19 protein-coding genes and 1 pseudogene are annotated in these 22,660 nt (G+C 74.8%); 3 read left to right on the forward strand and 17 right to left on the reverse strand.

Annotation, left to right across the window (positions count from 1 at the left end; all coding sequences use genetic code 11):
* A partial coding sequence (locus tag DQ240_RS15720; protein WP_113840571.1) for a DUF222 domain-containing protein occupies positions 1-824 on the reverse strand: 824 nt, incomplete at its 3' end.
* A gap of 213 nt (positions 825-1,037) precedes the next feature.
* On the opposite strand from DQ240_RS15720, the gene DQ240_RS15725 reads away from it, so the two are divergent.
* Positions 1,038-2,216, forward strand: coding sequence for a sorbosone dehydrogenase family protein (locus DQ240_RS15725; protein WP_233498754.1), 1,179 nt, complete (start codon positions 1,038-1,040; stop codon positions 2,214-2,216).
* 115 nt (positions 2,217-2,331) lie between these two features.
* On the opposite strand, the gene gatB is transcribed toward DQ240_RS15725, so the two are convergent.
* Genes gatB through gatC form a run of 4 tightly spaced genes read right to left on the reverse strand, consistent with a single transcriptional unit; the run spans position 2,332 to position 5,850 of the window.
* Positions 2,332-3,840, reverse strand: coding sequence for an Asp-tRNA(Asn)/Glu-tRNA(Gln) amidotransferase subunit GatB (gatB, locus tag DQ240_RS15730; RefSeq protein WP_113840573.1), 1,509 nt, complete (start codon positions 3,838-3,840; stop codon positions 2,332-2,334).
* The gene (locus DQ240_RS15735) at positions 3,837-4,016 is read right to left on the reverse strand and encodes a hypothetical protein (RefSeq protein ID WP_113840574.1); all 180 of its coding nucleotides are present in this window, start codon (positions 4,014-4,016) and stop codon (positions 3,837-3,839) included. Before DQ240_RS15735 ends, gatB begins: the two co-directional genes overlap by 4 nt.
* Positions 4,013-5,533, reverse strand: a complete 1,521-nt coding sequence (gene gatA / locus DQ240_RS15740; protein ID WP_199589342.1) for an Asp-tRNA(Asn)/Glu-tRNA(Gln) amidotransferase subunit GatA — start codon at positions 5,531-5,533, stop codon at positions 4,013-4,015. Before gatA ends, DQ240_RS15735 begins: the two co-directional genes overlap by 4 nt.
* Before the next feature lie 2 nt (positions 5,534-5,535).
* The gene (gene gatC, locus DQ240_RS15745; protein WP_113840672.1) at positions 5,536-5,850 is read right to left on the reverse strand and encodes an Asp-tRNA(Asn)/Glu-tRNA(Gln) amidotransferase subunit GatC; all 315 of its coding nucleotides are present in this window, start codon (positions 5,848-5,850) and stop codon (positions 5,536-5,538) included.
* Between the two features lie 234 nt (positions 5,851-6,084).
* Between gatC and DQ240_RS15750 the strand changes: the two genes are divergently transcribed.
* Together DQ240_RS15750 and DQ240_RS15755 are read left to right on the forward strand one after the other, a co-directional pair.
* Positions 6,085-6,765 (forward strand): ACT domain-containing protein, encoded by a 681-nt coding sequence (locus DQ240_RS15750; protein WP_113840576.1) that lies wholly within the window; start codon positions 6,085-6,087, stop codon positions 6,763-6,765.
* Positions 6,766-6,778: 13 nt separating this feature from the next.
* Positions 6,779-7,294 carry a putative immunity protein gene (locus DQ240_RS15755; protein WP_113840577.1) on the forward strand — a complete coding sequence of 172 codons (516 nt, stop codon included), beginning with the start codon at positions 6,779-6,781 and terminating at the stop codon, positions 7,292-7,294.
* 7 nt (positions 7,295-7,301) lie between these two features.
* On the opposite strand, the gene ligA is transcribed toward DQ240_RS15755, so the two are convergent.
* The 12 genes and pseudogenes from ligA to DQ240_RS15815 form a co-directional block, all read right to left on the reverse strand.
* A complete protein-coding gene (gene ligA, locus DQ240_RS15760) occupies positions 7,302-9,479 on the reverse strand; it encodes an NAD-dependent DNA ligase LigA (protein ID WP_113840578.1) in 2,178 nt (725 codons plus the stop codon).
* Between the two features lie 57 nt (positions 9,480-9,536).
* A complete protein-coding gene (locus tag DQ240_RS15765; protein WP_113840579.1) occupies positions 9,537-10,577 on the reverse strand; it encodes a methionine synthase in 1,041 nt (346 codons plus the stop codon).
* Positions 10,549-12,738, reverse strand: coding sequence for a bifunctional UDP-sugar hydrolase/5'-nucleotidase (locus tag DQ240_RS15770; RefSeq protein WP_199589343.1), 2,190 nt, complete (start codon positions 12,736-12,738; stop codon positions 10,549-10,551). The genes DQ240_RS15765 and DQ240_RS15770 overlap by 29 nt, the downstream gene beginning before the upstream one ends.
* Before the next feature lie 164 nt (positions 12,739-12,902).
* A pseudogene (mnmA, locus tag DQ240_RS15775) lies at positions 12,903-13,979 on the reverse strand (tRNA 2-thiouridine(34) synthase MnmA); the annotation flags it as partial.
* Between the two features lie 70 nt (positions 13,980-14,049).
* Positions 14,050-15,240: a cysteine desulfurase family protein gene (locus DQ240_RS15780; protein ID WP_113840581.1), complete on the reverse strand. Its 1,191-nt coding sequence runs from the start codon at positions 15,238-15,240 to the stop codon at positions 14,050-14,052.
* A 37-nt stretch (positions 15,241-15,277) separates the two neighbouring features.
* Positions 15,278-16,693, reverse strand: coding sequence for an MFS transporter (locus DQ240_RS15785; RefSeq protein WP_233498755.1), 1,416 nt, complete (start codon positions 16,691-16,693; stop codon positions 15,278-15,280).
* A 90-nt stretch (positions 16,694-16,783) separates the two neighbouring features.
* Complete coding sequence (locus DQ240_RS15790) at positions 16,784-17,746, reverse strand: electron transfer flavoprotein subunit alpha/FixB family protein (RefSeq protein WP_113840582.1); 963 nt, start codon at positions 17,744-17,746, stop codon at positions 16,784-16,786.
* Between the two features lie 31 nt (positions 17,747-17,777).
* Positions 17,778-18,557, reverse strand: a complete 780-nt coding sequence (locus DQ240_RS15795) for an electron transfer flavoprotein subunit beta/FixA family protein (protein WP_113840583.1) — start codon at positions 18,555-18,557, stop codon at positions 17,778-17,780.
* A gap of 118 nt (positions 18,558-18,675) precedes the next feature.
* Positions 18,676-19,782 (reverse strand): PLP-dependent cysteine synthase family protein, encoded by a 1,107-nt coding sequence (locus DQ240_RS15800; RefSeq protein WP_113840584.1) that lies wholly within the window; start codon positions 19,780-19,782, stop codon positions 18,676-18,678.
* Complete coding sequence (locus tag DQ240_RS15805; RefSeq protein ID WP_113840585.1) at positions 19,779-20,909, reverse strand: ABC transporter ATP-binding protein; 1,131 nt, start codon at positions 20,907-20,909, stop codon at positions 19,779-19,781. Before DQ240_RS15805 ends, DQ240_RS15800 begins: the two co-directional genes overlap by 4 nt.
* On the reverse strand, positions 20,906-21,790 hold the full coding sequence (locus tag DQ240_RS15810; RefSeq protein WP_233498756.1) for an ABC transporter permease: 885 nt from the start codon (positions 21,788-21,790) through the stop codon (positions 20,906-20,908). The genes DQ240_RS15805 and DQ240_RS15810 overlap by 4 nt, the downstream gene beginning before the upstream one ends.
* Positions 21,787-22,620: an ABC transporter permease subunit gene (locus DQ240_RS15815; RefSeq protein ID WP_199589344.1), complete on the reverse strand. Its 834-nt coding sequence runs from the start codon at positions 22,618-22,620 to the stop codon at positions 21,787-21,789. Before DQ240_RS15815 ends, DQ240_RS15810 begins: the two co-directional genes overlap by 4 nt.
* Positions 22,621-22,660: the final 40 nt, after the last annotated feature.

The raw sequence follows: 22,660 nt of genomic DNA on the forward strand, positions 1-22,660 counted from the left end.
GCGGTGAGCACCGCCATGCCGTCCTCACCGGCCTGGCGGGTCACCTTCCGCCCACGGATGGCCGTCTCCAGCCGGCGCAGCGCGGCGTCGGCGTCGATCCGGGCGATCGCCCGTCGTGTGCACTCCCGCAGCTGCGCCACCGTCTGCCGGCCCGCCCGCGGCAGCACCCGGGCCTCCACCGCCGCCTTTTTCCCCGCCGTCACCGGGCGCAGCAGTTCGGTCAGCGCCCGGGCCTGCGCCCAGGAGATGTCCCCGGCCTCGAGGGCGGCCAGCGTTCCCGGCAGCTGCTCGACCAGCTCCACCGACTCGACCAGCAACTCCGACGCCGCCCGCCCCGAGATCCGCAGCCGCACCGCGACCTCGTCGGCAGCCCACTCACTGACCTCGGTCAGCACCGCCGGCCGCGCCGCCCGCGAGGCGGCCGAGGCCGCGCCCCGCTCACCGGGCTGCCGATCCCACACAGACGGCCGGCACCGGGCGAACGACGCCAGGGCCCGCACCCGCGCTCCGGCCAGCTGCGCCGACCGCCGCTCCACGTCCACCACCGCGTCCAGCAGCTCGGCGCCCTCCTCGAGCAGCCGCACCCGAGGATCACCGACAGCCGGCTCCACCACACCGGCCGGCCCGGACAACGACCGGGCACGGGCCACCCGGCCGAGCGAGTCCGGCGTCACCGCACCGCTGCCGTGCATCGCCACCACGACCCACGAACCCCGCGGACGACCGACCACCAACCGCTGCCGACGATCGGCGGACAGAGCCCCGAGAGCGACCTCGACGGGAGTGCTCGCCCCGGTCACGGCCGCCTTCACGCTCTCGCACACATGTTCGATGATAACGGCGGGGCGTCATCCTGACCAGCGCAAACGCATCTGTGGAAACCCGATCGACCTGTGGATGGTCACACGTCGGCGACGCCGCCGGCAGCTATGACGTCCTCGTGCGAACGACGTCAGATCTCCCGCCCACCTGCCGCTCCCACATCCCTGCGGGCCGGCGACCACCCGGCGCTCCCACGCGCACGTACTGTCGGAGGGGTGAGGCGGGAGCACCGACGACGCGCGACCCGGCTGGCGTGCGCACTGCTGCTGACCGGCGTCGTGGCCGGGTGCGGCGGCGACGGTGGCTACGAGCCCCGCGGCGACTGGCGTCCCCTCCCCGAGGGCCCGCCCCCGCAGGTGGCGCCGCCGAGCGACAGCCAGGTGCCACCCCCGGCCGGACCGCCCTCCGGGGGCGGCTCCGGCTCCGGAGAGGGGCAGGAGGACGGCAACGTCGTCGCCACCGGCCTGGACGTGCCCACCGGCCTGGTCCTGCTGCCCGACGGGACGGCCCTGGTCGCGGAGCGGGAGACCGGCCGCCTGCTCCAGGTGTTCCCCGACCGGTCACCGGCGCGCGAGCTCATGGTGGTGCCCGGCATCGACACCGCCGGCGACGGCGGCCTGTACGGCCTGGCGCTCTCCCCCACCTTCGCCGAGGACGGGCTGGTCTACGCCTACCTCTCCACCGCCACCGACAACCGCGTCGTCCGCTTCCCCGTCGGCGGCACCCCCAACCCGGTGCTCGTCGGCATCCCCCGCGGCGAGGTGCACAACGGCGGCGCGCTGCTCTTCGGCGTCGACGGCTCGCTGTACGTCGGCACCGGCGACACCGGGAACCCCGCCCTGGCCCAGGACCCGGCCTCGCTGGCCGGCAAGGTGCTGCGGATCGACGTCTTCGGCCAGCCGGTCGACGGCGACGTCGTCTTCGGCCGCGGCTTCAGCAACGTGACCGCCCTGTGCGCGGCCGGCGACGAGACGATCTACGCCACCGACGACGCGAGCGACCGTCCCGACGAGCTCACCGAGGTGGTCGCCGGCGCCGACGCGGGCTTCCCCACCGAGGTCCGCGGCTCGACCGCTCCGGTGCAGGAGATCGACGACGCCGTCGGGGGGCTGGCCGGCTGCGCGGTGGCCGGCCCGACCATCCACCTCGGCGCGCTCGAGGGCGAGCGGGTCTACTCGGTGACCCTCGACGGCAGCGGCGCGCCCGTCGACGTGCCCGAGGAGCTGATCCCCGACCGGTACGGCCGGCTGCGGACCGTCGTCCTCGAGCAGCAGACCGGCGCGCTCTGGATCACCACGTCGAACCGCGACGGCGCCGGCGAGCCCGGCGAGGACGACGACCGGGTGCTGCGCATCCTCCCGCCCGGCGCGTCGGGGCAGGAGAGCCCGCTGTGACACTGCGGTCCTCCCGGACCGCACCGCGGCCACGTGCCGTCCCCCGGCTGCGCTGAGCCACGACCGCCGCACCCGGCGGGGACCCCTCCGGGGCCCGCCACCGGGCACGGCCGTGCTAGCCGATCACGCGCTCCTCGAGCATGCGCTTCACCGTGGCCGCGTCGGCCTTGCCGCGGGTGGCCTTCATGACCGAGCCCACCAGCGCGCCGAGAGCCTGCACCTTGCCGCCGCGGACCTTCTCCACGACGTCGGGCGCGCCGGCGATGGCCGCCTCGACGGCCGCCACCAGCTCGTCGGACTCCCCCATCACCACGAGTCCGCGCGCGGTCATGACCTCGTCCGGGCCGCCGTCGCCGGCGAGGACGCCGTCCAGCACCTGACGGGCGAGCTTGTCGTTGATCTTGCCGTCGCGGACCAGGGCCGCCAGCTCCGCGACCTGGGCGGGGGTGACCGCCAGGTCGGTGAGCTCCACCCCGGTCTCGTTGGCGCGACGGGCCAGGTCGCCCAGCCACCACTTGCGGGCGTCGCCCGGGGTGGCGCCGGCGGCCACGGTGTCGGAGACGAGACCGAGGGCGCCGGCGTTCGCCAGCCACTGCATCTCCGTCGCCGACAGCCCCCACTCCTCCATGAGGCGGGCGCGGCGGGCGGCCGGGAGCTCCGGCAGGTCCGCGGCGAGCTTCTCCACCCACGCGGCGTCGGGGGCCAGCGGCACGAGGTCGGGCTCGGGGAAGTACCGGTAGTCGGTGGCCTCCTCCTTGCTCCGCCCCGGCGAGGTGCTGCCGGTGTCCTCGTGGAAGTGGCGGGTCTCCTGCAGCACCCGCCCGCCGGCGTCGAGCACGGCGGCCTGCCGGCGCATCTCGTAGCGCACCGAGCGCTCCACCGAGCGCAGCGAGTTGACGTTCTTGGTCTCGGTGCGGGTGCCCCACTCCAGGCTGCCGATCGGGGCCAGCGAGGTGTTCACGTCGCAGCGCAGGCTGCCCTGCTCCATGCGGACGTCGGAGGCACCGAGCGCCTGCACGATCTCGCGCAGCTCGGTGACGTAGGCGCGGGCGACCTCGGGGGCCTTGGCGCCCGCACCGGGGATCGGCCGGGTGACGATCTCCACCAGCGGGATGCCCGCCCGGTTGAAGTCGACCAGCGAGTGGTCGGCGCCGTGGATGCGCCCGGTGGCGCCACCGACGTGGAGGTTCTTGCCGGTGTCCTCCTCCAGGTGCACCCGCTCGATCTCCACCCGGTAGGTCTCGCCGTCGACCTCGACGTCGAGGTGCCCCGCGGTGCACAGCGGCTCGTCGTACTGGCTGGTCTGGAAGCCCTTGGGGATGTCCGGGTAGAAGTAGTTCTTCCGCGCGAAGCGCGACCAGGACGCGATCCGGCAGCCCAGCGCCAGCCCGATGCGGATGGTGTGCTCGACGGCCGCGGCGTTGGCGACGGGCAGCGAGCCGGGCAGTCCCAGGCAGACCGGGCAGGTCTGGGTGTTGGGCTCGGCGCCGAAGGTGGTCGCGCAGCCGCAGAACATCTTCGAGGCGGTGCCCAGCTCGACGTGGGTCTCCAGGCCGATGACCGGCTCGTAGCGGGTCAGGACCTCGGCGAACTCGACGAGCCGGTCGCCGGTGTGGGTGGTCACGGTGTCGTGTCCTCCTTGGGGAGGGACCGGCCGGTGATCCAGGCGCCGGCCCCGGTCAGCAGTCCGAGGACGATGAAGACGGCGAAGACGGGCCGGTCCGTGGTGATCCACAGGACGACGCCCGCGACGACGACGAAGGCGGTCAGTGCCCACGCCGCCTTGAGGGGCCCGTTCACGCCGCGCCGCCCGCGGTGGTGAGCTGGTCCAGGAACCGCGAACCGCGGGCGCTGTCCAGCGCGGCCTCGACCGCCGCGGCCAGCGAGTAGCAGCGGTCGTCGGCCAGGGCCGGGGCCATGATCTGCAGCCCGACCGGCAGCCCCTCGGAGAGCCCGCAGGGCACCGAGATCGCCGGCAGTCCGGCGAGGCTGGCCGGCAGCGTGCAGAGGTCGGCGGCGTACATGGCGAGCGGGTCGTCGACGCGGGTGCCCAGCGGGAAGGCGACCGTCGGGGTGACCGGGCTGACCAGCACGTCGACGTCCTCGAACGCGCTGGTGAAGTCCCGGGTGATGAGCGTGCGGACCTTCTGGGCCTGCCCGTAGTAGGCGTCGTAGTAGCCGGCCGACAGGGCGTAGGTGCCGAGGATGATCCGGCGCTTCACCTCCGGCCCGAAGCCCTGCTCGCGGGTGAGTGCCATGACCTCGTCGAGGTCGTGCGCCCCGTCGTCGGCCACCCGGATGCCGAACCGCATGCCCTCGAAGCGGGCCAGGTTCGACGACGCCTCGCTGGGCGCGATCAGGTAGTAGGCCGGGAGCGCCAGGTCGAAGCTCGGGCAGGAGACCTCGCGGACCTCGGCGCCCATGCCCTCCATGAGCTGCACCGCCTCGGCGACGCGGGCGAGCACGCCCTCCTCGTAGCCGTCGGTGTGGCCCTCCCCGCCCAGCTCGCGGACGACGCCGACCCGGAGGCCCTTCAGGTCACCGGTGGCGCCGCGGCGCGCGCACTCGGCCAGCGGCGGCAGCGGGGCGTCGATGCTCGTGGAGTCGCGCGGGTCGTGCCCGCCGATCGCCTCGTGCAGGACGGCGGCGTCGAGGACCGTGCGCGCCATCGGACCGGCCTGGTCCAGGCTGCTCGAGAAGGCGATGAGCCCGTACCGGGAGACCGAGCCGTAGGTCGGCTTGTGCCCGACCAGGCCGGTGACCGCGGCGGGCTGGCGGATCGAGCCGCCGGTGTCGGTGCCCAGCGCCCACGGCGCCAGGCCACCGGCGACGGCCGCCGACGACCCGCCGGAGGAGCCGCCCGGGATGCGGGCCAGGTCCCAGGGGTTGCGGGTGACCCGGTAGGCGGAGTTCTCGGTCGAGCTGCCCATGGCGAACTCGTCCATGTTGGTCTTGCCCAGCAGCACCGTGCCGGCGTCCTTGAGCCGGCCGGCGACGGTCGCGTCGTAGGGCGGCCGCCAGCCCTCCAGGATCTTCGAGCCGCTGGTCGTCGGGACGCCCTCGGTGACGAAGACGTCCTTGAGCGCCACCGGCAGGCCGGCCAGCGGGCCGAGCTCCTCGCCGGCGAGGCGGGCCGTGTCGATCTCCCCCGCCCGCTGCAGCGCGGCGCGCCCCTCGACGTGCAGGTAGGCGCCGACGGCGCCGTCCTCCGCGGCGATGCGGTCGAGGTAGGCCCGGGTGAGCTCCACGGAGGAGAGCTCGCCGGAGGCCAGGCGGTCGCGCAGCTCGACGGCGTCGAGCTCGGTCAGCTCCGCCACGCTCACTCCTCGCCCAGGATGCGGGGCACGCGGAACCGGTCGTCCTCGGCCGCGGGCGCGCCGGCGAGGACGACGTCGCGCGGGAGGCTGGGGGTGGCGACGTCGGCGCGCAGCACGTTGGTCAGCGGCACCGCGTGCGTCGTGGGGTCGACGTCGGCGACGTCGGCCTTGCCCACCTGGGCGACGGCGTCGAGGACGGCGCCCAGCTGCCCGGCGAAGCGGTCGAGCTCGTCCTCGGTCAGGGCGAGGCGGGACAACCGCGCGAGGTGCGCGATGTCCTCCCTGCCCAGGGCTGCGTTCGCTGGCGGGGTGCTCATGCTGCGGCGGGACTCCACTCGTGCGCCGTCCCGCCGCCGGCCCGGACCGGGTGGTGCGGGAGCGTGCGGGACCGGGGAAACCAACCCCGCCACTGTACGTGGGCCGTGCCAGCGCGTTCGGCGGCCGATGCCGTTCCACCGGCCGCTCGACCGGGCGGTGCGTCATGGGGGAAGCTGACGGGGTTCGCCGATCGACGACGATCGACCCGCAACCGAGGGACGCCCGGAGGAACCGTGTCCTATCTCCTGCGGCTGGTCGTCCCCGACCGGCCAGGCATCCTCGGCGCCGTGGCCACCGCGCTCGGTGCCGCCGGGGTCGACATCGTGTCCGTCGACGTGCTCGAGCGCGGCAACGGGGTCGCCGTCGACGACATCGTCATCGACCTCCCGCCGGACCGGCTGCCCGACGGCCTGATCACCGCCGCGCAGGCGGTGGAGGGCGTGGAGGTGGAGTCGCTGCGGCCGTTCTCCGGCCCGCTGGACACCCACCGGGAGCTGGAGCTGCTGGAGGCGCTGGCCCGCGCGGGCGAGCGCTCCCCCGAGCCGAGCCTGGCGATCAAGCTGCTGGCCGCGGAGCTGCCCCGCGTCTTCACCAGCGGCTGGGCGGCGGTCCTGCAGGGCGACGGCGGTTCCTGCGAGGTCCTCGCCGCCTCCGACGCGGCACCCTCCTTCGACGGCATGACGCTGCCCTGGCTGCCACTGGAGGGGGCGCGGCTGCTGCCGAGCGAGGACGGGTGGCTGCCCGAGCGGTGGCGGGAGATGGCGATCGAGATGATGGCCACGCCGTTCGGCTCGCCGCGCACCGCGGTCGTCATCGGCCGGTCCGGCGGGCCGGCGTTCCGCCGCTCGGAGCTGCTCCGGCTGGTGCACCTGACCGGCATCGCCGCGACGGTCGCCCACCTCCCCCCGGCGTAGCCGGCGCCCGGCCGTGATCCTGCCGCCGGTCCGGGACCCGCGGTTCGTGACCGTCCGCCGCGGCGGGACGCTCTCCGACCCCGACCACCACCTCCTCGCGCTGTGGGCGGCGGAGTGCGCCGAGCACGTGCTCGGCCTGTTCGAATCCGCACGACCGGAGGACCCCCGGCCGCGGGCGGCGATCGAGGCGGCGCGGGCCTGGGTGCGCGGGGAGCTCCGGATGATGGAGGCGCGGGCGCTGGGTGGCCATGCGATGGGCGCCGCACGGGACCTGCGCGGAGCGGCGCGGCACGCCGCCTACGCCGCCGGCCAGGCCGCGGTGGTCGCGCACGTCGCCGCGCACGAGCTGGGGGCGGCCGCCTACGCCATCAAGGCGGTGCGCGCCGCCGCCGCGCCGGAGGCGAGCGAGGCCGCCGGGCGCGCCGAGTGCCGCTGGCAGCAGGACCGGCTCCCGGCGCCGATCCGCGAGCTGGTGCTCGACGACCAGCGGCTGCGCAACGACCTCTGCTGGTCGGTCTTCGACTGGTGAGCCGCCGTCAGGCGGGCGGCGGCTCCTCGGCCGGTCCGGCGTCGCCGCCGTCGCCGACGGTGGCGACCGCGCGGGCGGCGTCGGGGCCGTCGTCCAGCAGGACCCGGAAGCCGTCGTCGTCCAGGATCGGCGCCTTGACCTGCACGGCCTTGTCGTACTTGCTGCCCGGATCGGCGCCCACCACGACGAACCCGGTCTTCTTGCTGACCGAGCCGGTGACCTTGCCGCCGCGCTCCTGGATGGCGGCGATGGCCTGGTCGCGGCTGAAGTCGCGCAGCGAGCCGGTGACGACGACGGTCACCCCGGTGAGCGGGCCGGGACCGGCGTCCTCCCCCTCGTCGGCCATGCGGACGCCGGCCGCCCGCCACTTCTCCACGACCCCGCGGTGCCAGTCGACGTCGAACCAGTCCCGGACCGCGCGCGCGATCGTGGGCCCCACGCCGTCGGCGGCCGCCAGCTCCTCCTCGGTCGCCTCGGCGATGCGGTCCAGCGAGCGGAAGTCCCGGGCCAGCGCCTGCGCGGCGGTCGGCCCGACGTGCCGGATCGACAGCGCCACCAGCACCCGCCACAGCGGCACGTCCTTGCGGGTCTGCAGGTTGGCCAGCAGCTTCTGCCCGTTGGCCGACAGCGTGCCGTCCTTCTTCGTGTAGAAGTCCGACCGCTGCAGCTTCTCGGCGTCGAGGTCGAACAGGTCGCCCTCGTCGCTCAGCAGCCCGCTCTGCAGGAGCGAGATCGACGCCTCGTAGCCGAGGTTCTCGATGTCGAACGCGCCACGGCCGGCGACGTGGAAGACCCGCTCCCGCAGCTGCGCGGGGCAGGACCGGGCGTTGGGGCAGCGGATGTCGGCGTCGCCCTCCTTCTCCGGCCGCAGCTCGGTGCCGCACTCGGGGCAGTGGGTGGGCATGACGAACTCGCGCTCGTCGCCGGTCCGGGCCGCGACGACCGGGCCGAGCACCTCGGGGATGACGTCCCCGGCCTTGCGGATGACGACGGTGTCGCCGATGAGCACGCCCTTGCGCACGACCTCGGAGGCGTTGTGCAGCGTCGCCAGCTGGACGGTCGACCCGGCGACCTTCACCGGCTCCATGTAGGCGAAGGGCGTCACCCGGCCGGTCCGCCCGACGTTGACGCGGATGTCGAGGAGCTTGGTCGTGGCCTCCTCCGGCGGGTACTTGAACGCGATCGCCCACCGCGGCGCCCGCGACGTCGAGCCGAGCCGGCGCTGCAGGGAGACCTGGTCGACCTTCACCACGACGCCGTCGATCTCGTGCTCGACCGAGTGCCGCTGCTCGCGGTAGCGCTCGATGTAGGCCCACACGCCCTCGAGGTCGTCGACCACCTCGTACCGGTCGCTCACCGGCAGGCCGAGCTCGCGCAGCCGGTCGTAGGCCTGCGACTGCCGCTCGGGCTGCCAGCCCTCGTGGGCGCCGAGCCCGTGCACGATCAGCCGCAGCGGGCGCGACGCGGTGACCCGCGGGTCCTTCTGCCGCAGGGAGCCGGCGGCGGCGTTGCGGGGGTTGGCGAAGGGCGCCTTGCCGGCCTCGACCAGGCCGGCGTTGACCTCGGCGAACCCGGCGACCGGGAAGTAGATCTCGCCGCGGACCTCGAGTCGCTCGGGGAGGTCGGAGCCGGTGAGCTGCGGCGGGACGTCGGCCATGGTCCGGACGTTGGCGGTGACGTCCTCCCCCGTCGTCCCGTCGCCGCGGGTGGCGGCGCGGACGAGCCGGCCACGCTCGTAGAGCAGCGCCACCGCGAGGCCGTCGATCTTGAGCTCGCACAGCCAGCTGACGCCGCTGCCGGCGTCGCGCTCGACGCGGGCCGCCCACGCGGACAGCTCGTCGCTGCTGAAGACGTTGTCCAGGCTCTGCATCCGCTCCAGGTGCTGGACCGGCGCGAACGTCGCGGTGAAGCCGCCGTTGACCTTCTGGCTGGGCGAGTTGGGGGTGACCAGCGCCGGGTGCGCGGCCTCGAGCTGCTTGAGCTCGGTCATCAGCTCGTCGTACTGGCCGTCGCTGACCAGCGGCGCGTCCTGCACGTAGTAGGCGAAGGCGTACCGGTCGAGCTCCTCCGAGAGGTCGCGGTGGCGCGTGCGGACCTCGTCGGGGACCTCCGTGAGGTCCTCCCGCTCGACGGGGGCGGCGACCTGCGGGGCGGCGTCCTGGAGGGCGTCGGCGTCCGTGCTCACGGTCGAACGGTAACTGCCGGGTACGACGGTCCACCCGCGGCGATCACCCGGTCGTGGTCACTCGGGGAGCAGGTACCTCGCCGCCTCGCGGACGTGGGTCAGCGCCTGCCGGGCGTACGCCGGCGAGGCGCCGGCCAGGCCGCACGCCGGCGACAGGGTGACCGCCCCGGCGAGCTCGTCGGCGGCGAAGCCGAGCTCGTTCCACCACGCCCGGAGCCGGGAGGCGGTGGCCTTCGGCGCCGGCAGGGTGGCGTCGGTGCCCGGCACGACGCCGAGCACGAGGTGCAGGCCGGCGTCGACGGCCGTGCCGACGGCGTCCTGGTCCTGCACCAGGCCGTGGTCGAAGGAGACCGCGGCCGCGCCCGATGCGCGGAACAGCTCCAGCGGTGCCCGGTTGGCGCAGCAGTGCACGACCACCGGCCCCGGCACCGCCTCGACCACCGCCGCCAGCTCCTGCTGCACCGCGCTCGCCTCGACCGCCGGCAGCTTGCCGAAGCCGCTCGCGGTCGGCAGACCGCCCTGCAGGACGGCGGGCACGCTCGGCTCGTCCAGCTGCACCACCACGCGTGCGCCCGGCACCCGCGCGGAGACCTCGGCGACGTGCGCGGCGATGCCCTCGGCCAGCGACTGGCCCAGGTCCCGACGGGCGCCGGGATCGACGACCGCCCGGTCGCCGCGCATCCGCTCCAGGCCGGCGGCGAGGGTCCACGGCCCGGCCGCCTGCACCTTGAGGGTCCCGGTGTAGCCCGCGGCCAGGTCGTGCAGCGCGTCGAGGTCCCGGGCGAGGAACTCCCGTGCCCGGCGCTGGTCGACCCCGCCGCGCGGGACCAGCCGCCAGCCGGCGGGCGTCAGGTCGACGGCGAGGTCGACCAGCAGCGCGGCGCTGCGCCCGAGCAGGTCGGCCCCCGCCCCGCGACCGGGGAGCTCCGGCAGGTGCGGGAGGTCGGGCAGCTCGCCGAGCACCACCCGCAGTGCCTCGACCGGGTCGGTGCCGGGCAGCGACCCCACGCCGGTGGCCGGCCCCCACGCTGCCGGGGCCGGCCCCCGGTCGGGTCCGGGATCGGTCGGGTCAGACGCTGGGTCGGTCGGCGAGGCCACGGCGCCGACGGTAGCCCGCGACGGAGAGCGCAGCCCCGACCAGCAGGAGCAGCCCCCCGGTGACGGCGAGCGGCACCACGTCGGCCCCGGTGTAGGCGAGGTCGTCCTCGGTCGTCCGGCCGTCGGCGGCGACCGGTCGTCCCCCGTCGGCCGGGGTGCGCCCGCCGCCGGCAGCCGGACGGGTCGCCACGGGCGCCGTCCCACCGGGGACCGTGCCGCCCCCGGCGATCGGCGGGGTGACCACCGGCGGCGTCGCGGGCGGGGTGGTCGGCGGGATGGGCGGGGTCGTGGTCAGCTCGCACGGGCCGGCGCCGCTGCGGTCGTCGTCGAACGGCTGGGCCGGGTCGAGCGACACCGCACGGTCGAGTGCCGGCGGGCTGATCGGCGACGCGGCACCGATGTAGGCGTTGAACACGTCGACGTCGTTGGGCCCGGTGGTCGCGGTCTCCCCGGCGGGGCGCCCGCTGCGGAAGGCGGTGAAGCTGTCGCCACCCTCGACGAGGAAGGAGTTGGCCACCACGGAGTACTGCGCCGCGAGGTCGAGAGGCTGGCCGCCGATGCGGATCGAGGCCGGGTCGACGCGGTTCCCGGCCGGTCGGTTCGGGTCGAACGAGTAGGTGAGGCCGGACACCGACAGCTGCAGGAAGCTCGCCGCGCCGCTGCGGGTGGCCCACTGCTGCTCCAGCACCTGCTCGATGCCCGCCCCCGTCAGCGTCACCTCGTTGACCGTGTTGCTGAACGGCTGGACCCCGAAGGTCTCGGCGTAGGTGATGCTCCCGGCCGGGGTGCCCGCGGCGCAGTCGATGTCGGCCCGCAGTCCGCCCGGGTTCATGAAGGCGACATCGGCGCCCGGCCAGGCCGCGCGCTGGGCGTCGGCCACGAGGTTGCCGAGCGAGGACTCCCTGTCCCGCACGGGCGCGCCGGCCAGGTACGCGCGGTCGAGGTCGCCGGTCTGCGTACCGACCACCTCGGCACCGGCCTCGGCGGCGCGCGCCTCCCAGTACGCGACGATCGCCTGGACGGCGGGGTCGGGCGCGGCCCGGCGGACCGGCACGTTGGTGGCCGTGCTGGCGGCGCGGTCCACGTCGCCGGTGGCGGTCAGCGTGAGCCGGATGTCGGTCAGCGCCTTGCCGTAGAAGCCGGCCTGGGTCACCAGCCGCGGCGCGCCCGCGGGGTCGACCAGCGTGCAGTCGTACGGGACGTGGGTGTGCGCGCTGACGAGCACGTCGACCGAGGGCGCGACGGCGGCGTTGATCGCCGCGATCGGGGTGTTCGCCAGGGCGCCCTGGCAGGTGTCGTAGCCGCTGTTGGCGGTCTGCGTGCCGCCCTCGTGGACCATCGCGACGATCGCCTCCACGCCCATGCCCTGCAGGACGGTGGCGTACTGGTCGATCGCGGTGGCCTCGTCGCCGAAGGTCAGGCCGGCGATGCCCCCCGGGCTGACGATGTTCGGGGTGTCGTCGGTGACCACGCCGATGAGGCCGACCCGGTTGCCGCGGGTGTCGGTGAAGACCTCGTACGGCGGGAGGATCGGCTCCCCGGTCGCGGTGTCCACGACGTTGGCCGCGAGGTAGGGGAAGTCCGCCCCCTCGAACTCGTGCCCGGCGTCGCCGAAGCAGCCGTCCACCCCGGGGGTGATCCCCTCGCAGGCGGTGACGTCGTCCGAGCCCTCGCCGTCGGTGGCCGCGGAGATCCGGTAGAGCTCCTCCTGGCCGCGGTCGAACTCGTGGTTGCCCACCGCGCTGTAGTCCAGGCCGAGGGCGTTGAGTACCTCGATGGTGGGCTCGTCGCGGAAGACGCTGGAGTTGAACGGCGAGGCGCTGACCAGGTCCCCGGCGCCGACGAAGACCGAGTCGCCGGCGTTGCCGAACGACGACCGCAGCTGGGCCAGCGTCGTGGCGATGTGGGCCGCCCCGCCGACGGCCTCGGACACGTCGTCGGTCGGTGCGGGGTCGCCGTACACGCCGTCGGGACCGGGCGAGGTGATCAGCGTGCCGTCGCCGCCCTCCTGCGGGCTGATCCGCCCGTGGAAGTCGTTCATCGCGATGATCTGCACCTGGTCGCCGGCGGCGGCCGAGGCCGTCCCGGGGAGCCCGACGAGGGCGGTGGTGGTGCCGGCGGCCGCGAGGACGGCGGCCACGGACAGGCGCGTTCTGCGCAAGGGAGGTCCTCCAGGACGGTGACCACCCGGGGAGAGGTGGTGCGGCGGGCGTGCGGCCCACGAGCTTCTCGGGAGGCGACCGTCCGTGACGGACCGGTACGCCTCCGAGAAGGTAGCTCCCGTCGAGGAGGTGTCCCAGAGCGGGTCGGAGACGTTGCCCGGTGTTAACCGGCGCGCAAGACGGCGCCCTGCCCGAGCACCAGGTCACCCCGCTCCGCGTCGGGGGCGTACAGCACCGCCGACTGCCCGGGGGCCACGCCGCGCTGCACCTGGTCGAGCGCGATGACCAGCCCCTCCGGGGAGGCCTCGACCGAGCACGGCACCGCGGCGGCGTGGGCCCGCAGCTGCACTGCGGCGCGCAGCGGCAGCGACGGCGCCGGGCCGGTCCAGGTCGGGGCGCCGGTGCGGACCTCGCGGACGCCGGCCAGGTCGGCCGTGCCGATGGTGACCGTGCGCGTCGCCGGTTCGATGCCCAGCACGTACCGCGGGCGCTGGTCACCGACGCTCACTCCCAGCCCGCGGCGCTGGCCGACGGTGAACCCGTAGGTCCCCGAGTGCTCGCCCACGGTCGCTCCGGTGGCCGCGTCGACCAGGGGCCCCGGCTGCTCCCCCAGCTTCCGCGCGAGGAAGCCGCGGGTGTCGCCGTCGGGGATGAAGCAGATGTCGTGCGAGTCGGCCTTGGTGGCGACGGCGAACCCGCGCTCGGCGGCGAGCTCGCGCACCCGCTCCTTGGTCATCGACCCGAGCGGGAAGACGGCACCGGCCAGCTGCTCGGCGGTGAGCACCGCCAGCACGTAGGACTGGTCCTTGCCGGCGTCGACCGAGCGGCGCAGCTCGCCGTCGGCCAGCCGGGCGTGGTGACCGGTCACGACGGCGTCGAAGCCCAGTGCCCGGGCGCGGTCGAGCACGGCGCTGAACTTGATCTTCTCGTTGCAGCGCAGGCACGGGTTGGGCGTGCGACCGGCCGCGTACTCGGCCACGAAGTCCTCGACGACGTCGGCGGCGAACCGCTCGGCGAGGTCCCAGACGTAGAACGGGATGCCCAGCTCGTCGGCGACACGGCGGGCGTCGTGGGCGTCCTCGACGCTGCAGCAGCCCCGGGCACCGCTGCGCAGCGTCTGCCGGTCCGGGGACAGCGCCAGGTGCACGCCGGTCACGTCGTGACCGGCCTCGACGGCGAGGGCTGCGGCGACCGCGGAGTCCACCCCGCCGCTCATCGCGGCGAGGACCCTCACGCCGCCTCCGGTTCGGCTCCGCGGTCGCTCCGCTCCTCGCTCGCCGACCTCGCTGCGATGCTCACTCCCTGTCGCCTCACGCCCGGCTCATCCCCGCCCGGCGCGCCCGCTCGACCACCGGCGCGATCACGTCGAGCACCGCGTCGACGTCGGCCTCGGTGGAGGTGGAGCCGAGCGAGAACCGCAGCGAGCTGCGTGCCCGGTCGGGGTCGGCACCCACCCCGAGCAGCACGTGGCTGGGCCGGGCGACCCCGGCGCTGCACGCCGAGCCGGTGGAGCACTCGACCTCGCGGGCGTCGAGCAGCATCAGCAGCGCGTCGCCCTCGGCGCCGGGGAACGACAGGTGGGCGTTGCCCGGCAGCCGGCCCGGGCCCCCGGCGAGCTCGTCGTCCAGCGGAGCGCCGTTGAGCTGGGCGTCCGGCACCTGGGCCACCACCCCGGCCACGAGCCGGTCGCGCAACCCGGCCAGGCGGGCGGCGCGGTCCTCCCGGCCGGCGACGGCGACGTCGGCGGCGACCGCGAGCCCGACGATCGCGGCGACGTCGAGGGTGCCCGACCGCACGTCGCGCTCCTGCCCGCCACCGTGCAGCAGCGGCATGCACGCGGCGTCGCGGCGCAGCAGCAGCGCGCCGGCGCCCATGGGGCCGCCCAACTTGTGGCCGGTCAGGGTGAGCGCGTCCACGCCGCTCGCGGCGAAGTCCACCGGCACCTGGCCCACGGCCTGCACCGCGTCGGTGTGCAGCGGGACGCCGACCTCGTGCGCGACGGCGGCCAGCGCGGCGAGGTCGCTGACGGTGCCGATCTCGTTGTTGGCCCACATGACGCTGACCAGAGCCACGTCGGAGCCGTCGCCGAGGGCCGCGCGCAGTGCCTCGGGGGTCACCCGGCCGGTCGGCTCGACGGGCAGCCAGGTCACCTCGGCGCCGTCGTGCTTGGCCAGCCACTCGACGCTGTCGAGGACGGCGTGGTGCTCGATCGGGCTGGTGACGATCCGGCGCCGCTGCGGGTCGGCCTCCCGGCGGGCCCAGGAGATCCCCTTGACCGCGAGGTTGTCGCTCTCGGTGCCGCCCCCGGTGAACAGCACCTCCGACGGGCGGGCGCCCAGCGCCGCGGCGAGCCGCTCGCGGGCCTGCTCGGCGGTGCGGCGGGCGGCCCGGCCGCTGGCGTGCAGGGAGGAGGCGTTGCCCACCCGGCCCAGCTGCTCGGTCATCGCCGCGAGGACCTCGGGCAGCACCGGCGTCGTCGCCGCGTGGTCCAGGTACGTCACTGGCCCTCCTCGCTGGCGCTCGTCGGCCACGTGACCGTCATGCCGGCCCCCGGGACGGCTCCCCGGTCACCGCCCCCAATGTAGTCGTGGGCGACCCAGGGGCCGGTCCGGCCGTCGGACCGGCCGCACGCGGGGCCACGAGGGCACCCGTGGCGGCCACGGCGGTCAGCAGACCCACGGCGGCGAGCACCGCACCGGAGAGGGGCAGGGAGCCCTGGGTCGCGGCTCCCACGAGGACGCCGACCACGCCGACGCACAGCGCCGCGGTCGTGACGTCGGCGATCTGCAGCGACGCGGAGTCCGCGCCCCGGCGGTGCTCGGGCGAGTGCTCGAACAGCAGCACGCCCACGCTCGGCATGCCCAGCCCCATGCCGAGGCCGGCGACGGCCCAGGTGACGTACGCCGGCCACCCACCGAGACCCGGCACGGTGATCAGGGCCGTGCCGGCGACGCCGAGGGTCAGGAGCACGAAACCGGCGCGCAGCAGCCGCGCCCGCGAGAGCCCGGGACGGCGGCCCTGCGAGAACGACGCCAGCGCCCAGCCCAGCGAGCCGGCGGTCAGCGGGATGCCGGCGGCGACCGGCGAGTAGCCGTGCAGGTGGGTGAGGCTCAGCGGCAGGAGCGCGTCGACGCCGAAGAACGCCCCGGCCAGGAGACCGCGCGAGGCGACGACCGTGGGCAGGCCCCGGCGGGCGCGGGCGGTGCCCGGCGGGAGGAGCGGGCGCAACCCCAGGACCAGCGCGGCCAGCCCGGCGACCGCCAGGAGGACGGCGGGCCCGTCGAGCCGCTGCCCCGCGTACTGGAGGGCGGCGATGCCGAGCCCGGCCAGCCCGGCCCACCACTTCTGGCCGGGCGCCCGCGCCGCCGTGCCGTCCGGCACGGGCAGCTGCCGCACCGCGGGCAGCATCAGGAGCAGGCCCAGCACCACGAGCGGGAGCAGGCCGAGGAAGACCATCCGCCAGCTGGCGTGCTCGGTCACCAGGCCGGAGACCACCGGCCCGACGAGGGAGGGCACCACCCACGCGGTGGAGAACGCCCCGAACAGCGCCGGTCGCAGCGACGCCGGGTAGGCCTGGCCGGCGACGACGTAGAGGGAGACGGCGACCAGCCCGCCGCCCAGGCCCTGCACGGCGCGACCGGCGACCAGCGCGGCCATGGACCCGGCGACGCCCGCGGCGAGCAGGCCCAGCGCGAAGACCGACACCCCGGCCAGCAGCGCCGTCCGCGGGCCGCGGCGGTCGCCCACGTCGCCGCCGACGACCATCCCGACCACCGAGGCGACGAGGTAGGCGGAGAACGGCCAGCCGTACCAGGCCAGGCCGTCGAGCTCGGTGACCGCGGTCGGCATCGCCGTCCCCACGGCCATCGACTCGAACGCGACGAGGGTGACCAGCAGCAGCAGACCGGCGGTCCGCAGCCGCAGCCGCGGACCGAAGATGCCGTCGTCGGCCACCTCGTCTCCTCTCCCGCTCACCGTCTCCGGACGCGATCGGGCGCCGGCCTCCTCGGGAGGAGACCGGCGCCCGATCAGGACCTGCTGGGGTTACTTCCGCGCGGTGATCAGCTCGGTGGCCTGCGGGACGACGACGTTGAGGTCGCCGACCACGCCGAAGTCGGCCAGCTCGAAGATCGGGGCCTCGGGGTCCTTGTTGATGGCCACGATGTTCTTCGAGGTCTGCATGCCGGCCCGGTGCTGGATGGCGCCGGAGATGCCGACCGCGACGTACAGCTGCGGGGAGACCGTCTTGCCGGTCTGCCCGACCTGGAAGCTGTGCGGGTAGAAGCCGGAGTCGACCGCGGCGCGGGAGGCGCCGACGGCCGCGCCGAGGGAGTCGGCCAGCCCCTCGATGATGGAGAAGTTCTCCGCCGAGGCGACGCCGCGACCACCGGAGACGACGATCGCCGCCTCGGTGAGCTCCGGCCGCGAGGACTTCTGCTCGACGACGCGGTCGACCACGCGGGTGGCCTTGGCGGCGTCGGAGATCGAGACGCTCACCTGCTGCTCGGCGCCCGCGGCCGGGGCCGGCTCGGGAGCGACCGAGTTGCCGCGCAGCGTGTAGATCGGCGTCCCGACGTTCACCTTCGAGTGCACGATGACCTGGCCGGCGAACGCCAGCTGGGTCGCGGTGCCGTCGGCGGCGATCTCGGTGACGTCGGTCAGGAAGCCGCTGCCGGTCTTGAGGGCGACGCGGGCGGCGATCTCCTTGCCCTCCGGGGAGGACGGGATGACCACGGCGGCCGGCGACTTCTCGCCCACCAGCTGCGCGAGCACCTCGGCCTTGGGGGCGACGAGGAACTCGTCGACCTCGGGGCTCTCGGCGACGTAGATCGTCGCCGCGCCGTACTCGGCCAGCTTGTCGCGCAGCACGGCCGCGACACCGGGGGCACCGATGGCGACCGCGGACACGTCGCCGAGGGCGCGGGCGGCGGTCAGCGCCTCCAGCGTCGTCTTGCGCACACCGTCACCGGTGGCGTTGACCTCGGCCAGGACCAGGACCTCTGCCATGACTGTTTGTCTCCTCTACCTGTGTCCGGGCTCAGACGATCTTCTGGCTGGCGAGGTACTCGACGAACTTCTGCGCGCCGTCGCCCTCGTCGTTGACCTTGACGCCCTCGCCCTTCGGCGGGCGGCCGGCGAAGTCCAGCACCGAGCTGGTGGCGCTGGCCAGGCCCACGGTCGAGGGGTCGATGCCCAGGTCGGCCAGGGACTTGGTCTCCACCGGCTTCTTCTTGGCGGCCATGATCCCCTTGAAGGAGGGGTAGCGCGGCTCGTTGATCGTGTCCCAGGTGGAGACGATCGCCGGGAGCGGGGCCTCGAGGGCCCAGTAGCCGCCGTCGGTCTGCCGGTTCACCTTGACCGTCGAGCCCTCGACGGTGAGCTTCTGGGCGCCCGACACCTGCGGGATCCCGAGGCGCTCGGCGAGCAGGGCCGGCATGACCGCCACCTGGCCGTCGGTGGAGGTGGCGCCGGTGAGGACGAGGTCGTACTCCATCTGCTGCAGCGCCGCGGCGAGGATGGCCGAGGTCTGGATGGCGCACGAGCCGTGGATGGCGTCGTCGACGACGTGGACGGCCTTGTCGGCGCCCATGGACAGCGCCTTGCGGATCGCGTCGGTGGCGCTGGCCGGGCCGACGGTCAGCACGGTGACCTCGCCGCCCTGCGCCTCCTTGACGGTGAGCGCCTCCTCGATGGCGTACTCGTCGATCTCGTTCACGACGTTGTCCGCGCCGGCACGGGCGACGGTGTTGTCCGACGGGTCCAGGGAACGCTGGGTTCCCGAGTCCGGGACCTGCTTGACCAGAACGACGATGTTCATCGCCAGACCTACCTCCGAGACGGTCAGGGGGACGCGAGCCCGACGGCCCGCCTGGCTCCGATCATGGAGGTTACTTCCAGGTAAAGATGCCGGGGATGTCGGAGGCCGGTGAGCCCGGTCACCCGACGGGCGCCCACTCCCCCGTCTCGGTGAAGCGGCGCAGCGTGCGGGCGTGCGGCGCCAGGTCCAGCCCGGCCGCGGCGACCCACTCGTCGGAGTAGTACGTGTGGGCGTAGCGCTCGCCGCCGTCGCACAGCAGGGTGACGACGCTGCCCCGCACGCCGTCCCGCAGCATCCCGGCCACGAGCGAGAACGCGCCCCACAGGTTGGTGCCGGTCGAGCCGCCGGCCCGGCGGCCGGTGGCCTCGGCCAGGTGGCGCATCGCGGCCAGCGACGCCGCGTCCGGGACGCCGATCATGCGGTCGACGATCGTCGGGACGAAGGAGGGCTCCACCCGCGGCCGGCCGATGCCCTCGATCCGGGACGGCGTCCCGGTCGTGCACGCCGGGTCCCCGGCGGCGTAGCCGGGGAGGAACGCCGAGTTCTCCGGGTCGACGACGGCCAGCCGGGTGGGGAACCGCCGGTAGCGGATGTACCGGCCGATGGTGGCGCTCGTCCCGCCGGTGCCCGCGCCGACGACGACCCACTCCGGGACCGGGTGGCGCTCCAGCGCCATCTGCTCGAAGACCGACTCGGCGATGTTGTTGTTGCCGCGCCAGTCGGTGGCCCGCTCGGCGTAGGTGAACTGGTCGAGGTAGTGCCCGCCGCACTCGGCGGCCAGCCGCCGGGCCTCCTCGTACATGGCGGGCGGGTCCTGGACGAAGTGGCAGCGGCCGCCGTGGAACTCGATGAGCGCGACCTTCTCGGCGCTGGTCGAGGCGGGCATGACCGCGATGAAGGGCAGCCCGAGCATCCGCGCGAAGTAGGCCTCGCTCACCGCGGTGGACCCGCTGGAGGCCTCGACCACGGGAGTGCCTTCGGTGATCTGGCCGGAGCAGAGCCCGTACAGGAACAGCGAGCGGGCGAGCCGGTGCTTGAGGCTGCCGGTCGGGTGCGTCGACTCGTCCTTGAGGTACAGGTCGATGCCCCACTCGGGCGGCAGCGGGTAGGTGAGCAGGTGGGTGTCGGCGCTGCGGTGCGCGTCGGCCTCGACGGAGGCGACCGCGCGGTCCACCCAGGCGCGCCCCGCCGGGTCGGAGTGGTCGACGACGTCCGGCGCGCTCACGCCTCCCGCTCCGGCTCGGCGGCGGCGACCAGCGCCGGTCGCTCGGCCGGGGTCACCGTCACCGCCGTCCCCGGCGTGAGGTCCTGGCTCTCGACGCTGGGGACGTCGACGAGCACCTCGAGACCGTCCGGCAGCGCGACCGCGATCCGGGTGACGGCGCCGGAGAACGTCCGGGTGACCACCCGACCCGGGCCGCGGTCGTCGGCGGTGACCAGGAGCCCCTCGGGGCGGACCAGGGCCACGGCCGGACCGGGCGGCGGGGTGGTGCCGAGGACCTCGCGGCGGACGCCGAGGAACTCGACGTCGCCGTCGCCGAGGACCGCCGGGATGCGGTTCATCGTGCCGACGAACTGGGCGACGAACGCCGTCGCCGGTCGCTCGTAGAGCTCGTCGGGCGAGGCGACCTGCTCGAGCCGTCCGGCGCGCATGACCCCGACGCGGTCGGCCACCGACAGCGCCTCGGCCTGGTCGTGGGTGACGAAGACGGTCGTGATGCCCAGCTCCAGCTGCAGGCGGCGGATCTCCTCGCGCAGCTGCACGCGGACCTGGGCGTCGAGCGCCGACAGCGGCTCGTCCAGCAGCAGGACACGGGGCTCGACGGCGAGCGCCCGTGCCAGGGCCACCCGCTGCTGCTGGCCACCGGACAGCTGGTGCGGGTAGCGGCCGGCCCGGTCGGCGAGCCCGACGAGCTCCAGCAGCTCCGCGGCGCGGGCGCGACGCTCGGCCTTGCCGCCCCGGCGGCGCACGGTCAGCCCGAAGGCCACGTTGTCGGCCACGGTCAGGTTCGGGAAGAGGCTGTAGGCCTGGAAGACCATGCCCATGTCCCGCTTGTTGGCCGGGACGCCGGTGACGTCCTCGCCGTCGAGCAGCACCCGGCCGGAGTCGGGGCGCTCGAAGCCGGCGATCGCCCGCAGCGCCGTCGTCTTCCCGCACCCCGACGGCCCGAGCAGCGCGAGGAACTCCCCGCCGGCGACGTCGAGATCGAGGCCGTCGAGGGCGAGCACGGAGCCGTACCGCCGGGTGAGCCCCTCCAGCCGGACGCCCACGCCCGGGCGGCTGCGCAGCTCGGCCGCGGCGGTGTTGTCCTGCGGTGCGGTGGTCGACGTGGTCGACGGGACGGCGGTCATGCGGAGTCCTCCCCCTTGCGCTGGCGGTCCAGCGCGGAGATCAGCAGCAGCAGCCCCCAGGTGAGCAGCAGCGAGAGCACCGACACCGCCACCGACAGCTGCGGCTCGGCGGCGGCCGCCTTCACGATCCAGGTGGGGAACGTCTCGAAGCCCAGGATGTTGGCGACGGTGAACTCCCCCAGCACCAGCGCGACGGCCAGGAAGGCGGCGTTGAGCACCGACGTGCGGAGCACCGGGAGGACGACCGAGAGCATGACCCGGGGCCAGGACGCCCCCAGGTTGCGGGCAGCCTCGGTGAGGGTGCGCAGCCCGGCGCCGCGGACGCCGGCGTCCAGGGCGCGGTAGACGAACGGCATCGCCAGCACCACGTAGACCAGCACCAGGATCCAGGGCAGCTCGGGCTCCTGGAGGGCGAACATGAACTCGGCGACCGGGGTGCCGAGGAAGTAGTCCGGCGCCCAGGCGAGCACGCTGCGGACGCCGACGACGAGCGCGATCGGCGGTAGCACCAGGGGCAGCAGCGTGAGGATCTCCACCGTCGTCCGCAGCCGGGGCAGCCGCAGCTCCACCAGGACGACGACCGGCAGCAGCAGCGCGAGGACGATCAGGACGGTCAGCAGTGCCAGCAGCAGCGAACGGCCGAACGCCTCGGCGAACCCCTCGGCGCCCGGGATCCGGGTGTAGGGCTCGACGGTGATCCCGCCCCCGCGGCGGTCGTCGACCGAGTACCAGATCGAGGCGCCGAGCGGGATGAGGAAGTAGGCGCCGAGGACGGCGAACACGACCCAGCGCCACCACCCGGTGCCGCGGCGGCCGGGCCGGACCGGCGTCTCCGGGGCGACGCTGCCGGCGCCGGTCACCCCGGTGGTCATCGCCGTCATGCCAGCCACCGCTGCGCGCGCCGCTGGACCCAGGCGTAGAAGACCATCACCAGCCCGATCAGGACGACCATGCCCAGAGCGAGGGCCTTGCCCAGGTTCTCCGCGCCGACGACGACGTTGCTCGACAGCGAGTCGGCGATCTGCAGGGTGACCAGCGGGACGCTGCTGCCGACCAGCGCCCGCGCGGTCGCGTAGGCGGAGAACGCGGAGGCGAAGAGGAGCATCGTCGCGCCGAGCACCGGCGGGGCGAGCACCGGGCCGCCGACGTGCCGCCAGTACTGCCAGCCGCTCGCGCCGAGGTTGTCCGCCGCCTCCCGCCACTGCGGCCGCAGGGCCTCCAGGGCGGGGGTGATGGTGAGGACCATCAGCGGGATCAGGAAGTACAGGTAGACCAGCGCCAGGCCGGCCATCGAGGTCAGCGAGAAGTCGTCGAAGCCCAGCAGGTCGGTGATCAGCGAGGTCGCGACCCCGGCGTTGCCGATCGTCGCGAGGAAGGCGAAGGCGAGCGGGATCCCGCCGAAGTTGGCCAGGACGCCGGAGGCGGTGAGCACCAGCCGGCGCAGCGTCTGCCCGCGACGGGACCGCAGGATCGCGATCGACAGGGCCAGGCCGAGGGCGGCGCTCAGGACGGCCGTGATCGCCGACAGCTCCAGGCTGCCCATGTAGGACCGTCCGTAGGCGCCCTCGGTGATCCGGCCGATGTTGTCGGTCGACCACCCCTCGTCGAACGTGACCGGATCGGTGACCCGGAAGGCCTCCACCGCGAGCACGCCGAAGGGCAGCAGCAGGAAGACCGCGAGGTAGACGAAGAACGGGACCGTGCCGAGCACGGCCGCGAGGGTGGCGCGGTGCGCGCCGGGGGCGTCCGGG

This window comes from Blastococcus sp. TF02A-26, assembly GCF_003319125.1.
GTDB lineage: Bacteria > Actinomycetota > Actinomycetes > Mycobacteriales > Geodermatophilaceae > Trujillonella.